The organism is Mycobacterium mantenii, from assembly GCF_010731775.1.
GTDB classification, from domain to species: domain Bacteria; phylum Actinomycetota; class Actinomycetes; order Mycobacteriales; family Mycobacteriaceae; genus Mycobacterium; species Mycobacterium mantenii.
Window position 1 is genome coordinate 1,193,559 of sequence record NZ_AP022590.1, and the last position, 14,900, is coordinate 1,208,458.

The window sequence follows — 14,900 nt, forward strand, 5'->3', positions numbered from 1 at the left end:
ACCGCTCGGGCTAGCCGGCGCTTCCCTGCGCGCGGCTCGAGCGGCGACGATCCGGCCGTCGCGAGGGTGTACCGCTGCGGTGCGACAACGCCGATTCGGTGGGTGTGGGAGTGGTCCTCGGCGACCTGCTGCTGCGCCGGCGGCGCTGCTGCCCGCCGGAGTTGGTCCGGTGCTGCGCAGGGGCGCGTGAGGGCGCGCGGACGGGTGCGGGGGCCTGGTAGGGCGCGACCTCACCCACGAGCGCTTGCACCGCCTCCGATGCGGCCGTCACATGCTGAGGAGCGACCTTGATGCCGGCCTTGCGCAGCAGCGCCTGGGTGTCGTGGCGCTGCTCGGGCAGCACCACGGTGACCACGTAACCGGCGCTGCCGGCCCGCGCGGTGCGCCCGGACCGATGCAGATACGACTTGTGCTCACTCGGCGGGTCGATGTGCACGACGAGCTCGACCTCATCGACATGGACGCCGCGCGCGGCGATGTCGGTGGCCACCAGCACCCGGGCGCCGCCAGACGCGAACATCGCGAGGTTGCGCTCGCGGGCGGGCTGAGACAGGTTCCCGTGCAGGTCGACCGACGGGACTCCCGATTCGGTGAGCTGCCTGGCCAGTTTGCGAGCCTGATGCTTGGTGCGCATGAACAGAATTCGGCGCCCGGTGCCCGAAGCCAGTCGGTGCACGACCTCCTTCTTGGTCTCGGCGTTGGCAACGTGGAACACGTGATGGGTCATCTCAGCCACCGGCGAGTCGGCCCCGTCGACCGAGTGCAGCACCTCGTCCTCGAGGAACCGCTTGACGAGCTTGTCGACGCCGTTGTCCAGGGTCGCCGAAAACAGCAGCCGCTGGCCGCCGTTCGGGGTAGCGGTCAGGATCCGGGTGACGCCGGGCAGGAAGCCGAGATCGGCCATGTGATCGGCTTCGTCGATGACGGTGATTTCGACGGCATCGAGGCTGACCAAGCGCTGCTTCATCAGATCCTCGAGCCGGCCCGGGCAGGCCACCACGATGTCGACCCCGGATTTGAGGGCGGCCACCTGACGGGTTTGCGAAACGCCGCCGAAGATCGTGGTGATCCGCAGGCCGCAGGCCGCCGCCAACGGTTCGAGCGTCGCTGTGATCTGCGTCGCCAACTCACGGGTCGGCGCGAGCACCAAGCCCGATGGCCTCAACGGGCGCCGGTTTCGGTCCGACAGGCGGGTGACCAGCGGGATCGAGAACGCCAGCGTCTTGCCGCTGCCCGTCTTTCCGCGACCGAGCACGTCGCGTCCGGCGAGCGTGTCGGGCAGGGTTTCGACCTGAATCGGAAATGGATGTGTGATGCCGCGCTTGGCGAGCGCATCGACCAGGCGGGTGCGCACGCCGAGATCGGCGAAAGTCTTGTCGTTAGTCAATTTTCGGTGCCTTTCCGGCATCGGTGGTGCCGGGGCTCAGACGTCGTCGTCGCGCAGCCATCAGCACTCGGTGGCGAGATTGCCGGTCGGCAAAATCGATCGCCGCGAGACAAGCTAGTGCGGATGCACGGATCATCTGGATTCAGTGCTCAGCGCGAACTCGGCCGGCAAGAAGGGATGAGGAAGCGTTCCACGACGGTGTTGGCATTCAGTGTGGTGAGGCCAACGTTGTCGTCAGTCTAGCCTATCCGGCTACGAACGGCGAAACAGGCGGTCGAAACGGGGTATTGCGCCTGATGCTCAGGTGTCTGCTTCGCCGGTTTCCAGCCTGGTGCGGACGGCCGCCAGCCGCTCGGCCAGCTCGGCCTCGCCGATGACGCCCCGCGCCACGAGTGAGTGCGCCAAAGCCAGCAGCCGATTCTCTGGATAGGGCAGGTTCGCATAGACCGTTGCGGACAGGGAGTCCTCTTCGTTTCGTCGGTCGATGAAACTGAGCACTTCTGTGCCACAACTGCTTTGGTCCAGGGCATCGCACATGCCGTCAAGGCTCGTTTTCCACGGCGGCACCGGATTGCCGACCCCATGTTTCGCCGCCATTCGGCTCCAGACCTGGTCGCGTTCAACGATTTCCGCCAACGGCGCGATCGTGGACCGTTCTGAACTGCTCACCTGTCCGTCCCGGGGTTCAGCTGTCGACAGGATGGATGGCCGGTCGGGTTTCCGTGATCACGTTCGCCGTCACCCCAGCTTTGGGGAGCGCGACACCGATCAGGCAATCGCGAGTGACGATTTCGACCAGCTGGTCCTCGGTCCAGCCGTCGGTCCCTTCGGGACGCACCGGCATCACCATGAATCGGTGTTTCTGGTTGGAATCCTCCACCCGGATCTCGACGTCCTCGGGGAGGTAGAGCCCGAACTCCGCAAGCACCTGGCGCGGCCAGCGCACGATGCGGCGGCGATAGTTGGGGGTGCGATACCACTCGGGCGAATTGCCCAGAATCGGACGCGGATAGCACGAGCACAAGGTGCACACGATGACGTGGTGCAGGGTGGGCGTATCGACCAGAACGTGAAAGGCGGTGAAGTCGCTGGGGGTGCCGAAACCCGTGGGCTGTAGCCAGTCGACCCCGACCTCCTTGCTGGCCGCAAGGGGATCGGAGATGACCAGATCTTTGAAGTCGGGGTCGAGCCAGGCCCGCGCCACCAGGCGCGCCGCCGGGGTGGGGCCGATCTGTTCGGCGTACTCGGTCATGCGGCGGTGTTCCTCCGCGGTGAAAATGCCTTTCTCGATACACAATTCACGAAGGGCGATCTCCAGGACCTCGAAGTCGGTGATCTCGTTCACCATCGGTGCGGCGGTGCGGTCGTGGTCGTGGTCGAGAGCGGGGTCGTGGTCGTGACCGGTCATGCTGATGTCCCCTCGGAGTGACCGGCCGCCTCGAGCCATCGCTCGGGTATCTCGGTTTGCAGCGTGTCGTTGCTGGGGCCGGTGTAGCCGTGCCAGAGCTCGGACTGGTTGAACCGAACGATGTAGAACCACTCGGGTTTCTGATCGGGGCCCGCCCACGTCTCGTCTTCGGCGGCGGGGCTTTCATATGTGACGACGGCGATCTCACCTTGCGCGCCCCGCACGTACTCCTGGGTGCGGGTGTAGAGGAGGATGGGCAGGTCCCTCACGACGACCTTGTCGCCGACCCGGAACTTCGGCTCGCCGGCCTGCCCGGCGAAGATCTGCGGATCACCTTTGCCGACGGCGTGGATGTGGTGTTCGTTGCGTTTGACGTTCGCGGGATCGCCTTCGAATTTGGGCTCGGCCTGCAACGGCTTTCCCGGCGAGCCGCCCTCATACCGTGTCTTCACCTGGGCCATGCGCTCGGCCAACTCGCTCAACCCGATGTGGTGTTTTTCGACGAGGACGCGTACCACGGCGAGCAACCACCGCCCGTAATAGGGGAGGCCGAGATAGATGGTGCGGCCGAGGTCGACGTTGCCCATCCGGCGGCGTTCCTCGGACAGCCAGATCCCGCGCCAGCCGAGCACCTCACACATGATGTAGGTGTTCTCTTCCCAGATTTCGTACTGCTTGTTCTCGTAGTCGACCGGAGCGTCCGGCTCGCCACCGACATCGTGCGGGGTCTTGACATAGGCGTTGAAACGTTCGTGGTCAATGAGATCCGGTGTGGGAGCGTCCGGGAGTTCGGGGTAGGACGATTGCAGCCGGGCCACCAGGTCCAGCTGTGCCGCCCGGTCCGACGCAGTCGTCATCACAGCTCCATTCCAGCTGATCCAGCGCTTCCATACACTTCACTCCAACCGCTGACATTGCGCAACCGCAAAGCGAATTCGGAGTATGGCAGTCTCCGGTAAGGTCTGCGGGATGGAGCGGCGCGTCCTGGAAGCGGTCATCTACGAGCGCGAACCGCCGGTTGCGCGGATCATTCTGAACCGGGTGGACAAGGCCAACACCAAAGATGCGGTCCTGGTGACCGAGGTCGACAGTTGCCTGCACGAGGCCGACCGGGACAAGGACATCAAGGTCGTCATTCTCAAGGCTAACGGCAAGGGATTCTGCGGGGGCCATGTCGCGCGCTGGGGCCCGGATGAAAATCCGTATCCGGATTTTGGGGACACGTTCGAGGACCTCTACAAAGGCACCGCCGATCTCTTCTTGTGGCCGACGCTGTATCTGTGGGAATTCCCCAAGCCGACGATCTCGCAAATCCATGGTTACTGCATGGGCGGCGGGATCTATCTGGGCCTGCTGACCGACTTCTGCGTCGCCTCCGAGGACGCGTATTTCCAGATGCCGCTTGCCCAAAGCCTCGGCGAACCCGGCGGGCACACGATGATCGAGCCGTGGCTGTTGATGAATTGGCACCGCACCATGGACTGGCTGCTGCTGGCGCCGACGCTGTCCGCGCAGCAGGCTCTAGAGTGGGGTCTGCTCAACAGAGTGGTCCCGCGCGACGAGCTCGAGGACACCGTCGAGGAGATGGCGCGCAAGATCGCCCAGATCCCGTTAACCACGCTGATGGCGGTCAAGAACAACGTGAAGCGCGCGTGGGAATTGATGGGCATGCGGGTGCATCTGCAGGTCAGCCACATCTTGACGAACATGGTCGGCGCCGCGTCCGACGTGCAGGCGCGACGGGCCGAGTTGATGCGGTCGGGGATGAAGCCGCGCGAATTCGTCGACCGTGACGACGCAGAAACCCCTGGGGCCTAACGGCTCATCTCGCCGGCAACCTTGCGCCCCGCGGCATGGCGCGCGGCGACGTAACCGAACACCATCGAGCTGGCGATGCTCGCACCGGCGCCCGGATACGTTCGCCCCATCACCGTCGCGGTGGTGTTGCCGGTGGCGTACAAACCCTCGATCACCCGATCCTGTTCGTCGAGGACCTGCGCATGTTCGTTGGTGACTACGCCGCCGCACGTGCCGACGTCGGCGGGAAGCACCCTGGTGGCGTAGTACGGGGCGGTGTCGAGCGGGCCGATGGCGGCGTTCGGCCGATAGCCGGGGTCGCCGAGGCAGTCGTTGTAGGCCGACTGGCCGCGGCCGAAGTCGGGATCCAGCCCCTTGGCCGCGAAATGGTTGAACCGCTGGACCGTGCGCGCCAGTTCCTCGGCGGGCAGGTCGATTTCGTGGGCGAGGCCGGAAATGGTCGCGGCGCGCTTGACCGCACCGGACTCGATCAGCTCGGGGGGCAGGGGCTGGTTCCGCTTGAGGGTTTTCAGGGGATTGGCGCTGGTGACGTAGCGGCGCACATATCCGTCGTCGAAGATCATCCAGCACGGCACCGCCTTATTGGCGTACATCGCCTTGCCGACCTCGACGTAGGAGTTGGACTCGTTGCAGAACCTGCGGCCGGTCGAGTCGACGTAGATGGCGCCGGGGCGCTGGCGCCCGGATCCCAGCGAGGCGGCAACGGCACCACCGTTGGCGATGAAAACCGAAGGCAGCCACCATGCCTCGTCCAACAGGTCGGTCTTGGCGCCGAGCCGCATGGCCGCCTCGAGCACCTCGCCGGTGTCGCCGGCGTTGGCGATCGACCACTTGCCCTCGTTGGGCTGGTTACCGCTGTACCGGCGACGCATCTGCGCGTTGTGGCCGAACCCGCCGGCGGCCAGCAGCACTCCCTTGCGGGCCTCGACATTCAGCGGTTCGCCGTCGCGGACGACCCGCACGCCGACCACCCGTCCGTCGTCGACGACCAGGTCGGCCATCGCGGCATCGGTCCACAGCGGGGGATTGGCGTCGCTGAGATCCAGCAGCGCCTTGAGCATTTGGGCGATCAGCGACGCGCCGTTGGTGAGGATCTGACGTCGCCGGGCCCGGGCCATCGCGGTGCGCAGGAATACCCGGGACGCCACGGCGAAGGCGCGTGGCGCACGGTTGAAATATTGGACCGACCGTAACTCGTTGGTCAGCACCACATAACCGTAGTTCTTGGCCAGCGGCGGCTGCACCCTGTCGCTCCACGCGCCGAGCTTCGCGGCATCGAACGGCACACCCTCGACGGCCCGGCCGGACGCGTTGCCGCCCTTGTGGTTCGGGTAGTAGTCGCTCCAGCCCGCGCAGCGGATCAGTTCGACGCCCTTGCGGGTGAGGAAATTGATCATTTCGAAGCCCGCGGTGAGGAACATCTCGCGTCGCTCCGATGAGGACGGCGCCCCGATGTCGCCGACCACGTCGGCCAGATAGGCCAGGCCGTCCTCGTGTGAATCCGCGATGCCGTCCGCCCGCATCAACGGGTTGTTCGGCAGCCAGACAATGCCGCCCGAGAGCCCCGTCGAACCGCCGACCAGCGGCTGCTTTTCGATGATCAGCGGTTCCAGCCCGCAGTCCAGCGCGGCCAGCCCGGCGACCATGCCGCCCCCACCGCTTCCGGCGATGACTAGGTCGACGGAGTGGTCCCACCGGGTAGTCATCGGGCCTCCGAACCGAAGCCGAGATCGACGATCGGCACATCGATGGTGGTGTTGGTCTTCTGGATGGCGGGCAGCAGGGTGGCGAACGGAAGGCCGGCCAGGAACCCGTCGATGACGCGTTCGAAATTGGAGATCAGGCCTTCGATCTGGTCGGACAACCGCATGTATGCAAACCCCTTGGAGTGCAGGCCCTTCTGCTGCCGTGGCAGATTGGAGAAATCCTGGGCGGGGATGGGCGGCCAGCGCGGGTCATCGGGCGCCATGGGTTCCGGCGGCGTGGGTTTGCCGGCCGACGCGTCCGCGGGAAACCGGGTGAGGGACCAGATCTCGAACAGCGTCTCCTCGGGCCCCAGCGGGCGGATGCGATACGAGGATGCGCTGCTGTAGGTGGGCAGGATGAAGTGGTGGGGAAAGGCGAATCCGATGGCGTCGGTGATTCCGCGGCGAACCAGGTCGTTGAGATCGGGCATGCCGCTGCCGCGCGCGCGATGCCAGTTGACGACGGCATCGTTGAGCGCCGTGCGCCACGCCGCCATCGCCGCGGCCGGGTCGGCCGGCAACTCGATGGTCTGCAGGCCCTCGGCGATGCGGATGTCGTTTTCATGCGTCATGCCACCCATGCCGTCGCCGAGGGTGCGCATGAAATACAGGCTGCTCGCGACGACGGGATGTACTGCCGCAGAAGGCTCGCCGGTCTGCGCAGAAGGCAGCAGCTGCGGATGGGTCTGCGAAACGTGGTAACCCTCCATGAACGCCGCGGTCGCCAGCTTCCAATTCACCGGTAGCCGGCACGATTGCCACCACTCCACGCGCAGCGAGTCCACCTGCCACGCGTCGTAGGTGGACGCGAACGGCTCCATCCAGTCCCGCAATGCCGGCGCGTCGTCGTCGAGGTTGATCCACGCGCAACCACCCCAGAGTTCACAGCGCACGGATACCAGCTGCAGGTCGTCGGCGGCCATGTTCTCTTCGGTGAACGCCTCGGGTCGCAGCACGAACGTGTTGCGCCCGTCGATGCCCCAGCACCAGCCGTGGAACGGGCACACGAAGGTGCGCCGATTTCCGTTGCCCTCCACCAGCTTCACGCCGCGATGACGACAGGCGTTGTGGTAGGCGCGCACGGTCTGGTTATCCACCCGGACCACGATGATGGACTCGTCGAGGATTTCGTATTCGACGAAATCGCCGGCCTTGGGGACCTCCTCGAGCCGGCACGCCATCTGCCACACCCGGGGCCAGAACATCTCCGCTTCCAACGCGTAGAAATCCGGATCGTAATAGCGCTGCTTGGGGATTCGATCGGCGGTCTGGACCGCCCACGGCACCGCTAGCGGCGTCCAATTCACCCCCGCCCGGTGCGCGTTGGAAGTCTCGTTGCCCATTCCTATCGCCATCTCGTCATCCCCTGCGTCGCCTCACAGGATCCGCGACGCCCGGCCCTGCCAATAGCGGTCGCGGATCCGTCTCTTGTAGAGCTTTCCGTTCGGGTCGCGCGGCAGGGTGTCGAACTCGACGGTGCGCGGGCACTTGTACCCGGCCAGGTGCGCTCGGCAGTATGCGACGAGTTCCGCCTCGAGTTCGGGCCCGGGCACCACGCCGTCGGCCGGCTGCACCACGGCCTTGACCTCTTCGCCGAAATCGTCGTTGGGGACCCCGAATACCGCCGCGTCGAGGAGCTTCGGATGCATGACAAGCAGGTTCTCCGCCTCCTGCGGGTAGATGTTGACCCCGCCGGACACGATGGTGAACGTCGACCGATCGGTGAGATACAGGAACCCGTCGGAGTCGACATAGCCCATGTCGCCGAGCGACCGCCACCCGCGGTCGTTGCACACCGATGCAGTCTTGGCGGGATCCTTGAAGTACTCGAAGTCGGGCCCGCCTTCGAAATAGAGCTCGCCGGATTCGCCGACGGGGAGTTCCCGCCCGTCCTCGCCGACCACGTGCACCGGGGCCATCGGGATGCCCACCGAACCGGGATGGGCGAGCCAGTCCTGCGGCCCGATCGTGGTACCCGCGAAACCCTCAGTGCCGCCGTAGTATTCGTGAATGATGGGACCGAGCCACTCCATCATCTGGTGCTTGACATCGACCGGGCACGGCGCCGCCGCGTGAATGACGCAGCGCAGGCTCGAGACGTCATAGCGTTCCCGGACCGCCGCGGGCAACTTGAGCATCCGCACGAACATCGTCGGCACGAATTGCGCGTGGGTCACCCGATGGGTCTCGATCAGCCGCAGCACCGTCTCGGCATCGAACTTTTCCATGATGATCGACGCGGCGCCCACCCGGTTGGCCGCCATGGTGTAGTTCACTCCGGCCGCGTGATACAGCGGCGCGGGGGATAGGTAGACACTCGACTGGCGCATTCCGTATTTATGAATCAGCGCTGTCTCGAGCACCGACTGCGCCCAGGATCCGTTGCCGTCGAGGGGAAGTGGTCGCCGCACCGCCTTGGGCCGTCCGGTGGTGCCGGACGAGTAGAGCATCTCCGACCCGTCCGAGACCGGTGGAGGTTGGCCCGCCGCCGCCAGCGCCTCCTCATACGACTGCCAGCCGGGAATCAAACCGCCGACCACGACGTGGGCGATCACGGCGCGATTGGCGCCACGGATGTGCGTGGCGAGGTCGGGCATCGAGGCGTCGACGAAAACCGCCTTGGCGTCCGAGTCGTCGATCACGTAGCCGACCTCCTCGGGGAGGAAGTGGGTGTTGACCGCGGTGTAGTAGAGGCCGGAAAGCTGAGCGGCCCAGGTGATTTCGAAGAACTCCGGCCTGTTCGGCAGGACCAGCGCCACGCCGTCGCCGCGACGCAGTCCCGCCTCGTGCAGCGCCGCGGCGACCCGCTGGCTGCGCGCATGGAGTCCGCCGAACGAGATCGTGCCGCCGTCGGTGACCAGGGCCGGCGACTGTGCGGCTGCGATCGCGTGATCGGCGATGTTCACCAGTGGTCCTATGTTGCTGCGGCGCCGTCGGTCTGGGCGGCGGCCGCGGCCTGGCGGCGGGCGTGTTCGGACGGCAGCACCTTGTCCTTGAACACGGTCTGGATCAGCTGCTGCACGTCCTTGCTGATCGAGGCGAGCGCGACGAGATCGTTGGAGCTCTGCCAGTGCACCCGCATGCCCATCAGCTCCCAGGCCCGCTTGAGGTTGGCCTTGGTGAGCATCAGTGTCGTCAACGGTGCCTGAGCGATGTGCCGGGCGATCGCGTCGACGCGGTCGTCGAGCTGGTCGCGCGGGACGACCTCGTTGACGAGGCCCACCTCCAACGCCTTCTTGGCGTCGATGACCTCGGCGGTGAACAGGTAGTAGGCGGCACGGCGCCAGTTCATGAACACCCAAGGCTCGATGGAGCATTCGCCCGACGGCATGCCGAACCCCTGCAGCGGCGGGTAGGAGAAGTAGGCGTCCTCGGAGGCTATGACGATGTCGGTGGTCAGGCCCATGTGCGTGCCACCGCCCACGCAGTAGCCGTGCACCTGCGCGATGGTGGGTTTGGAGAACTCCCACAGGTTCAGGGTCGGCTTGACGAACAGGTCCGACTGCGCCTTCCACGGGTGGCCCGTCACCATGGCGTTCTCCACGAACGACGGATAGTCGACGGCATTGTTGCCGATGGCGTGTCCCGAGCAGAAGCCCTTGCCGTTCGCCTTGAGGATGAGCACCTTGATGTCGTAGTCGCGGTCGGCGTCCAGCAACGCCGCGTCGACCTCTTCGGCCAGCTTCTGGTCCTGGGCGTTGGCCTTCTCCGGCCAGTTGAGCGTGACGCGGGCGATCGGGCCCTCTTTTTGGTAGATGATTCTCTCGCGGGTTTCGTTGAGATCCATAGGGCCTTACCTTTCTCCGTTATGACGTGATGACGCCGATTTGGGCGCCGATGTCGTAGGTGGTCCCGACTTGGCCTGTCCACCGCACGGTGCCGGAGGCTCCCGCTTCGATCTCCTGCTCGACCTTCTCGGTGGCGATCACGTAGATCGGCGTGCCCTCGTCCACATGCTGTCCGGCTTCGACGAGTAGATCGGTTAGGTCTGCCTCCGACACGGCTACCGACACCCGCGGAATACGAATGATGAAGTCAGCCATGGGCTCCCGCCCTATCCAAGGTCCGCTGAGCGGCGGCGACGATCCGCTCCGGCGACGGATACACAGTCGCCTCCAGCGCGGCCGCGGCGGGGTTGGGGATAAACCTGGCGGCGACCCGTTCGACGGGCGCGACCAGCTCGCCGAACAGCTCGGACTGCAAGATCGCGGCGATCTCCGCTCCGGGGCCGGCGAATTGCACTGCGTCGTGGATGATTACGGCCCGGCGAGTTCGGCGCGCGGATTCGATGAGCGTGTCGATGTCGAGTGGAACCAGGGTCCGCAGATCGACCACCTCTGCGCTTACGCCGTGGCCGCCCAGGGTTTCCGCCGCTGCCAGCGCGTCGTGCACGGCCCGGCCGTAGCTGATCAAGCTCACGTCGGTGCCAGACCGCTTGATGTCGGCCTGGCCCAGCGGAATCCTGAAGCCCGGGTCGACGGGAACCAGCCCCCTTTTGCCCTGCAGGCGAATCGTTTCGACGAACAGGCAGGGGTCGGGATCGAAGATCGCCGACGTCAGCAGTCCTTTGCCGTCCCGCGGGGTGGACGGCACGATCACCTTCATGCCGGGGATGTGCATGAACCACGCCTCCAGGCTCTGCGAATGAGTCGCGCCGGTGGCCAGGCCCGCGTAGACCTGGGTGCGGACGGTGATCGGCGCCGAGGTGCGTCCGGCGGTCATGAACCTCAGTTTTGCGGCGTTGTTGATCAGTTGGTCGGCGGCGATGCCGATGAAGTCCATGATCATGATCTCGGCCACCGGCAGCAGACCGTCGATGGCGGCGCCGATCGCCGCACCCAGGATCGCGGCCTCCGAAATCGGTGTGTCGAGGACGCGTTCGTGGCCGTACTTCGTCGACAGCCCCGCGGTCGGACCGGAGGCGCCGGGATCGGCGATGTCCTCACCGAGCAGGAACACCCGCTCGTCAGCCTGTAATGCCTGATCCAGCGCGAGGTTCAGCGCCTCGCGCATCGTCATCTCTTTTTCGTCCATGCCTTCACACCGGGAACTTGATCGGAGTTGCGTACACGTCCCGGTCGAGTTCGTCGACCGACGGGAAATCCGCGCCCATCACCGTTTGCAGGGCGGATTCCACGATCGCCAGCGCCTCGTCGTCGATGCGCGCGAGCTCGTCTTCGTCGCAGACGCCGGCGTCGGCAAGGTGCGCGCGGAAGCGCGGCACCGGGTCGGCGGCCATCGCGGCTTCGAGTTGTTCCTTGGGGATGTAGGGCATCCGGTCGCCGAAATAGTGGCCGCGGAAGCGGAATGTCACACACTCGATGAAGGTCGGGCCGGCGCCGGCGCGCGCCCGCCGCAGCGCGTCGTCGAGCGCGGCTTTGACCGCCAACGGGTCGTTGCCGTCGACGCGGACACCCGGCATCCCGTATCCGGCGGCCCGATCGGCCACGTGCTCGAGCTTCATGGTGTCCTTGGTGGGCGTCATCTCGGCGTAAAGATTGTTCTGGCACACGAAGACCATCGGCAGATCCCACAGCGCGGCCATGTTGGCGGCCTCGTGAAACGAGCCGGTGTTGGTCGCACCGTCGCCGAAGCTGACCACGGTGACGCGATCAAGGCCCTTGCGTTTTGCTGACATCGCCAGGCCCACCGCCACCGGCGGCCCGGCGCCAACGATGCCGGTCGACAGCATCACCCCGTTCTCCGGTTTGGCGATGTGCATGGTGCCGCCCTTCCCGCGACTGGCGCCCGTCGTGCGCCCCATCATCTCGCCGTAAATCTCTTCGAGTGGCACGCCCTTGCCGATCAAATCGTGCAGTCCTCGGTAGGTGGTCACCAGCTGGTCGTCGGCCCGCAGCGCGACACCCATCGCGGCGGCGATCGCCTCCTGGCCGCGTGACGGCCAGTACACGCACATGAACTCCCCGGTGCCGATCCCTTTGGACAGCCGGTCGTCGGCCGCCTTCATCAGCACCATCAGCGCATACAGGCGTCTTTGCATCGCGGCGTCGTCGGTCATCGCGTAATCCCGTTGCGGTGCAGTCGGATTAGGGCCACCGTCGTCACGCGCCCGACCATGGCTTGACCTTGAGGAAGCCGCCGCCGTCCACCCGCAGTTGCTGGCCGGTGATGTAGCGGGCGGCGTCGGAAGCGAGGAACAGCACCGCCTCGCTGATGTCCTCGGGTTCGACGTAGGGGATCGGCATCGCCTGCACGAACGGGAAGATCGGTTCGGCGTCCTCGCGGGTGGGCTCCTTCAGGTCGGGCCGGAAGGCCCGGTACATCGGCGGGCTGTGCAGCATGTCGGTGTTGACGTTCGTCGGATGCACCGCGTTCATCCGGATGGAGAACGGGGCGAGCGCCAGGGCGAAGTCGTTGACATAGTGTGCGGCAGCCAGTTTCGCGAAGGCATAGCCGGCCCCGCCGGGACCGCCGTCGATGCCGGTGGTGTTCATCGACGACATGAAGGCCGCGTTGGAACCGATGACGACGATTGACGCGCCGGCCTGCAGGTGTTTGAGGCTGGCATGCACGAGGTTCAGCACGCCGACCAGGTCCACGTCCACCGCGTCGGCGAAAGCCTTCGGTGGCAGGCCCGCCGTCAGCGGGCAGATGCCGGCGTTGGCCACTACGACGTCGAGGTGCCCCAATTCGGCGACGCCCTCGTCGATTGCCGCGGCCAGGGCGACGCGGTCGCGAACGTCGGCGATGGCGGTGAAGGCGCGCTGCCCCTCCTTTTCCACCAGCCGGGCCGTCTCGTCCAGATCCTCCGGGCGGGCAAGGGGATACTCATTGGTGTCGATGTCCGTGCAGAGGTCCACGGCGATGATGTCCGCACCTTCGGCGGCCAGCATCCGCGCATGTGAACGGCCCTGACCGCGCGCGGCGCCACTGATCACGGCCACCTTGCCCGTTACTCTGCCCATCGCCCGTCCTTCGTCCGTCCGTCTACATCACGATCCGCACTGGGGCCCAACGCCATTCGGGGCCACGACTGATCTGCAGCGGGTTTCGAATCGACCGGTCGCAGTACCACGACGCGCGGTCATCGCGGTGGGCGTCGGAATGAGACCTTCGGTCGGCTCCATCGCATCTCTTCCACGAAAAACTGCGTTGACCTGCAGATGGGCTATCACTACGCCCAAGACTAGCTAGAATATCTAAAATAGCAAGGAATGGACGCGAGGAAGGGTTTGGCGATGGCTGACGTGCACGGCGGAGTCCTTCACGGGGTGCGGGTAGTCGAGTTGGCCTCGTGGACATATGTGCCCTCCGCCGGTGCCGCGCTGTCGGACTGGGGCGCCGATGTCATCAAGGTGGAGGGCGTCACCGCGGGCGATCCCGGGCGCGCACTGGTCGTCGGCGGATTCACCCGGCAAGCGGCCCGCCCGGATGCCGACTTCATCCTCGAGCTGGGCAACCGCGGGAAACGCAGCATCGCCATCGACATCAAGTCGGAAACGGGTCGCGATTTATTCGGGCGGCTCTTGGCCAGTGCCGATGTGTTCCTGACCAATTGGTTGCCCGGTGCGCTCGAACGGGCCCGGCTGACCGTCGAGGACATCCGCTCGTTCAACCCGAACATCATCATCGCGCGCGGCACCGGGCTGGGCGTCCGCGGACCCGATCGCGATCGTGGCGGATTCGATGCCGCGACGTACCTGGCGCGCGGCGGGGTCGCATACACGCTCACGCCGTTCGGCAGCGAGACGCCCGCGGTCCAGGGGCCGGGCTTCGGTGACCTGCAGGGCGGGGCCACGCTGGCCGGCGGCGTCTGCGCCGCGTTGTTCCACCGGGAGCGCACCGGCGAACCGAGCATCGTCGACTCGTCGCTGCTGGCGCAGGCGATGTGGTCGATAGCGCCGTCGATTTCGGCGGCCGACTTCTTCGATATCGACGGTATCCCGGGCGCCCCGCCGGGCCTGGCCATCAATCCGCTCGTCAACCGGTACAAGACCAAGGACGGCAGGTGGATCCAGCTGGTCTTCCTGCAGCCCGACAAGTTCTGGGTGGGCTTCTGCCGGCGCATGGGCCTGGCGGAACTGGCTGACGACGAGCGGTTCGTCCCGTCGGCCAACCTGATCGCCAACGCGGCGGCGGCGACCGATCTGCTGGCCGAGACCTTCGCCGGTCACGACCTAGCGCACTGGCAGGCGGTGCTCGAAGACGAGCCGGGCGTGTGGGGTGCGCTGGCGACGCCCCGGGAAACTTTGAACGATCCGCAGGTGGAACCCAACGGATACGTGGTGACCAACGTCGACGACCACGGCGAAAAGTACCGAATCGTCGCCGCGCCAGTCCAATTCAACGAGACTCCACCGTCTCCCGCGCGCGCCCCGGAGCACGGGCAACACACCGAGGAGATTTTGCTGGAACTCGACGTCGACTGGGACGACATCGCCAGGGCGAAGGACAGCAAGGCGATTCTGTAGGGCGGCTCTCGACAGGGGGAGCCGGGGGAGTCGACGAAAGGCGCAATCTCTGAGGACCTAAGTCATCGCCTGCCGGTAACCGGGTGACCCACAGCGCCCGCCGTCGTACG

General features: G+C 66.0%; 14 protein-coding genes. 2 read left to right on the plus strand and 12 right to left on the minus strand.

All coding sequences use genetic code 11. The annotated features are described in order from the left end of the window. Nucleotides 1-10: 10 nt before the first annotated feature. The 4 genes from G6N50_RS05400 to G6N50_RS05415 all read right to left on the minus strand — a co-directional run bounded on the left by G6N50_RS05400 (nt 11) and on the right by G6N50_RS05415 (nt 3,652). Nucleotides 11-1,387, minus strand: coding sequence for a DEAD/DEAH box helicase (locus G6N50_RS05400; RefSeq protein ID WP_083099126.1), 1,377 nt, complete (start codon nt 1,385-1,387; stop codon nt 11-13). 300 nt (nt 1,388-1,687) lie between these two features. Next, nucleotides 1,688-1,984: a nitrile hydratase subunit beta gene (locus G6N50_RS05405; protein WP_232069052.1), complete on the minus strand. Its 297-nt coding sequence runs from the start codon at nt 1,982-1,984 to the stop codon at nt 1,688-1,690. Between the two features lie 88 nt (nt 1,985-2,072). Further along, nucleotides 2,073-2,795, minus strand: coding sequence for a thiocyanate hydrolase subunit gamma (scnC, locus tag G6N50_RS05410; RefSeq protein ID WP_083099089.1), 723 nt, complete (start codon nt 2,793-2,795; stop codon nt 2,073-2,075). Further along, nucleotides 2,792-3,652: an SH3-like domain-containing protein gene (locus tag G6N50_RS05415; RefSeq protein WP_083099087.1), complete on the minus strand. Its 861-nt coding sequence runs from the start codon at nt 3,650-3,652 to the stop codon at nt 2,792-2,794. The genes scnC and G6N50_RS05415 overlap by 4 nt, the downstream gene beginning before the upstream one ends. Nucleotides 3,653-3,764: 112 nt before the next feature. Here G6N50_RS05415 and G6N50_RS05420 point away from each other — a divergent pair, with 112 nt between their 5' ends. Next, a complete protein-coding gene (locus tag G6N50_RS05420) occupies nt 3,765-4,613 on the plus strand; it encodes an enoyl-CoA hydratase-related protein (protein ID WP_083099085.1) in 849 nt (282 codons plus the stop codon). On the opposite strand, the gene G6N50_RS05425 is transcribed toward G6N50_RS05420, so the two are convergent. Genes G6N50_RS05425 through G6N50_RS05460 form a run of 8 tightly spaced genes read right to left on the minus strand, consistent with a single transcriptional unit; the run spans nt 4,610 to nt 13,284 of the window. Then, the gene (locus G6N50_RS05425; RefSeq protein WP_083099083.1) at nt 4,610-6,319 is read right to left on the minus strand and encodes an FAD-binding protein; all 1,710 of its coding nucleotides are present in this window, start codon (nt 6,317-6,319) and stop codon (nt 4,610-4,612) included. The genes G6N50_RS05420 and G6N50_RS05425 overlap by 4 nt on opposite strands. Beyond that, on the minus strand, nt 6,316-7,701 hold the full coding sequence (locus G6N50_RS05430; protein WP_083099081.1) for an aromatic ring-hydroxylating oxygenase subunit alpha: 1,386 nt from the start codon (nt 7,699-7,701) through the stop codon (nt 6,316-6,318). Before G6N50_RS05430 ends, G6N50_RS05425 begins: the two co-directional genes overlap by 4 nt. Before the next feature lie 33 nt (nt 7,702-7,734). Continuing rightward, nucleotides 7,735-9,264 carry an acyl-CoA synthetase gene (locus G6N50_RS05435; protein ID WP_083099079.1) on the minus strand — a complete coding sequence of 510 codons (1,530 nt, stop codon included), beginning with the start codon at nt 9,262-9,264 and terminating at the stop codon, nt 7,735-7,737. 8 nt (nt 9,265-9,272) lie between these two features. Further along, nucleotides 9,273-10,145, minus strand: coding sequence for an enoyl-CoA hydratase-related protein (locus G6N50_RS05440; protein ID WP_083099077.1), 873 nt, complete (start codon nt 10,143-10,145; stop codon nt 9,273-9,275). A 19-nt stretch (nt 10,146-10,164) separates the two neighbouring features. Further along, on the minus strand, nt 10,165-10,401 hold the full coding sequence (locus G6N50_RS05445) for a lipoyl domain-containing protein (protein ID WP_083099075.1): 237 nt from the start codon (nt 10,399-10,401) through the stop codon (nt 10,165-10,167). Continuing rightward, nucleotides 10,394-11,392 (minus strand): alpha-ketoacid dehydrogenase subunit beta, encoded by a 999-nt coding sequence (locus G6N50_RS05450; protein ID WP_083099073.1) that lies wholly within the window; start codon nt 11,390-11,392, stop codon nt 10,394-10,396. The genes G6N50_RS05445 and G6N50_RS05450 overlap by 8 nt, the downstream gene beginning before the upstream one ends. A 4-nt stretch (nt 11,393-11,396) precedes the next feature. Beyond that, nucleotides 11,397-12,377 (minus strand): thiamine pyrophosphate-dependent dehydrogenase E1 component subunit alpha, encoded by a 981-nt coding sequence (locus tag G6N50_RS05455; RefSeq protein WP_083099071.1) that lies wholly within the window; start codon nt 12,375-12,377, stop codon nt 11,397-11,399. A gap of 43 nt (nt 12,378-12,420) precedes the next feature. Next, nucleotides 12,421-13,284, minus strand: coding sequence for a mycofactocin-coupled SDR family oxidoreductase (locus tag G6N50_RS05460; RefSeq protein WP_083099069.1), 864 nt, complete (start codon nt 13,282-13,284; stop codon nt 12,421-12,423). Nucleotides 13,285-13,533: 249 nt separating this feature from the next. Between G6N50_RS05460 and G6N50_RS05465 the strand changes: the two genes are divergently transcribed. Continuing rightward, nucleotides 13,534-14,790: a CaiB/BaiF CoA transferase family protein gene (locus G6N50_RS05465; protein WP_197748055.1), complete on the plus strand. Its 1,257-nt coding sequence runs from the start codon at nt 13,534-13,536 to the stop codon at nt 14,788-14,790. The last annotated feature ends 110 nt before the right edge of the window (nt 14,791-14,900 follow it).

Bases quoted from the DNA above. Each gene is read 5' to 3' on its own strand.
- G6N50_RS05415 (WP_083099087.1), bottom strand. From the start codon at position 3,652: ATGACGACTGCGTCGGACCGGGCGGCACAGCTGGACCTGGTGGCCCGG.
- G6N50_RS05440 (WP_083099077.1), bottom strand. From the start codon at position 10,145: ATGGATCTCAACGAAACCCGCGAGAGAATCATCTACCAAAAAGAGGGC.
- scnC (WP_083099089.1), bottom strand. From the start codon at position 2,795: ATGACCGGTCACGACCACGACCCCGCTCTCGACCACGACCACGACCGC.
- G6N50_RS05465 (WP_197748055.1), top strand. From the start codon at position 13,534: ATGGACGCGAGGAAGGGTTTGGCGATGGCTGACGTGCACGGCGGAGTC.
- G6N50_RS05455 (WP_083099071.1), bottom strand. From the start codon at position 12,377: ATGACCGACGACGCCGCGATGCAAAGACGCCTGTATGCGCTGATGGTG.
- G6N50_RS05420 (WP_083099085.1), top strand. From the start codon at position 3,765: ATGGAGCGGCGCGTCCTGGAAGCGGTCATCTACGAGCGCGAACCGCCG.
- G6N50_RS05460 (WP_083099069.1), bottom strand. From the start codon at position 13,284: ATGGGCAGAGTAACGGGCAAGGTGGCCGTGATCAGTGGCGCCGCGCGC.
- G6N50_RS05450 (WP_083099073.1), bottom strand. From the start codon at position 11,392: ATGGACGAAAAAGAGATGACGATGCGCGAGGCGCTGAACCTCGCGCTG.
- G6N50_RS05425 (WP_083099083.1), bottom strand. From the start codon at position 6,319: ATGACTACCCGGTGGGACCACTCCGTCGACCTAGTCATCGCCGGAAGC.
- G6N50_RS05430 (WP_083099081.1), bottom strand. From the start codon at position 7,701: ATGGGCAACGAGACTTCCAACGCGCACCGGGCGGGGGTGAATTGGACG.
- G6N50_RS05445 (WP_083099075.1), bottom strand. From the start codon at position 10,401: ATGGCTGACTTCATCATTCGTATTCCGCGGGTGTCGGTAGCCGTGTCG.
- G6N50_RS05405 (WP_232069052.1), bottom strand. From the start codon at position 1,984: ATGGCGGCGAAACATGGGGTCGGCAATCCGGTGCCGCCGTGGAAAACG.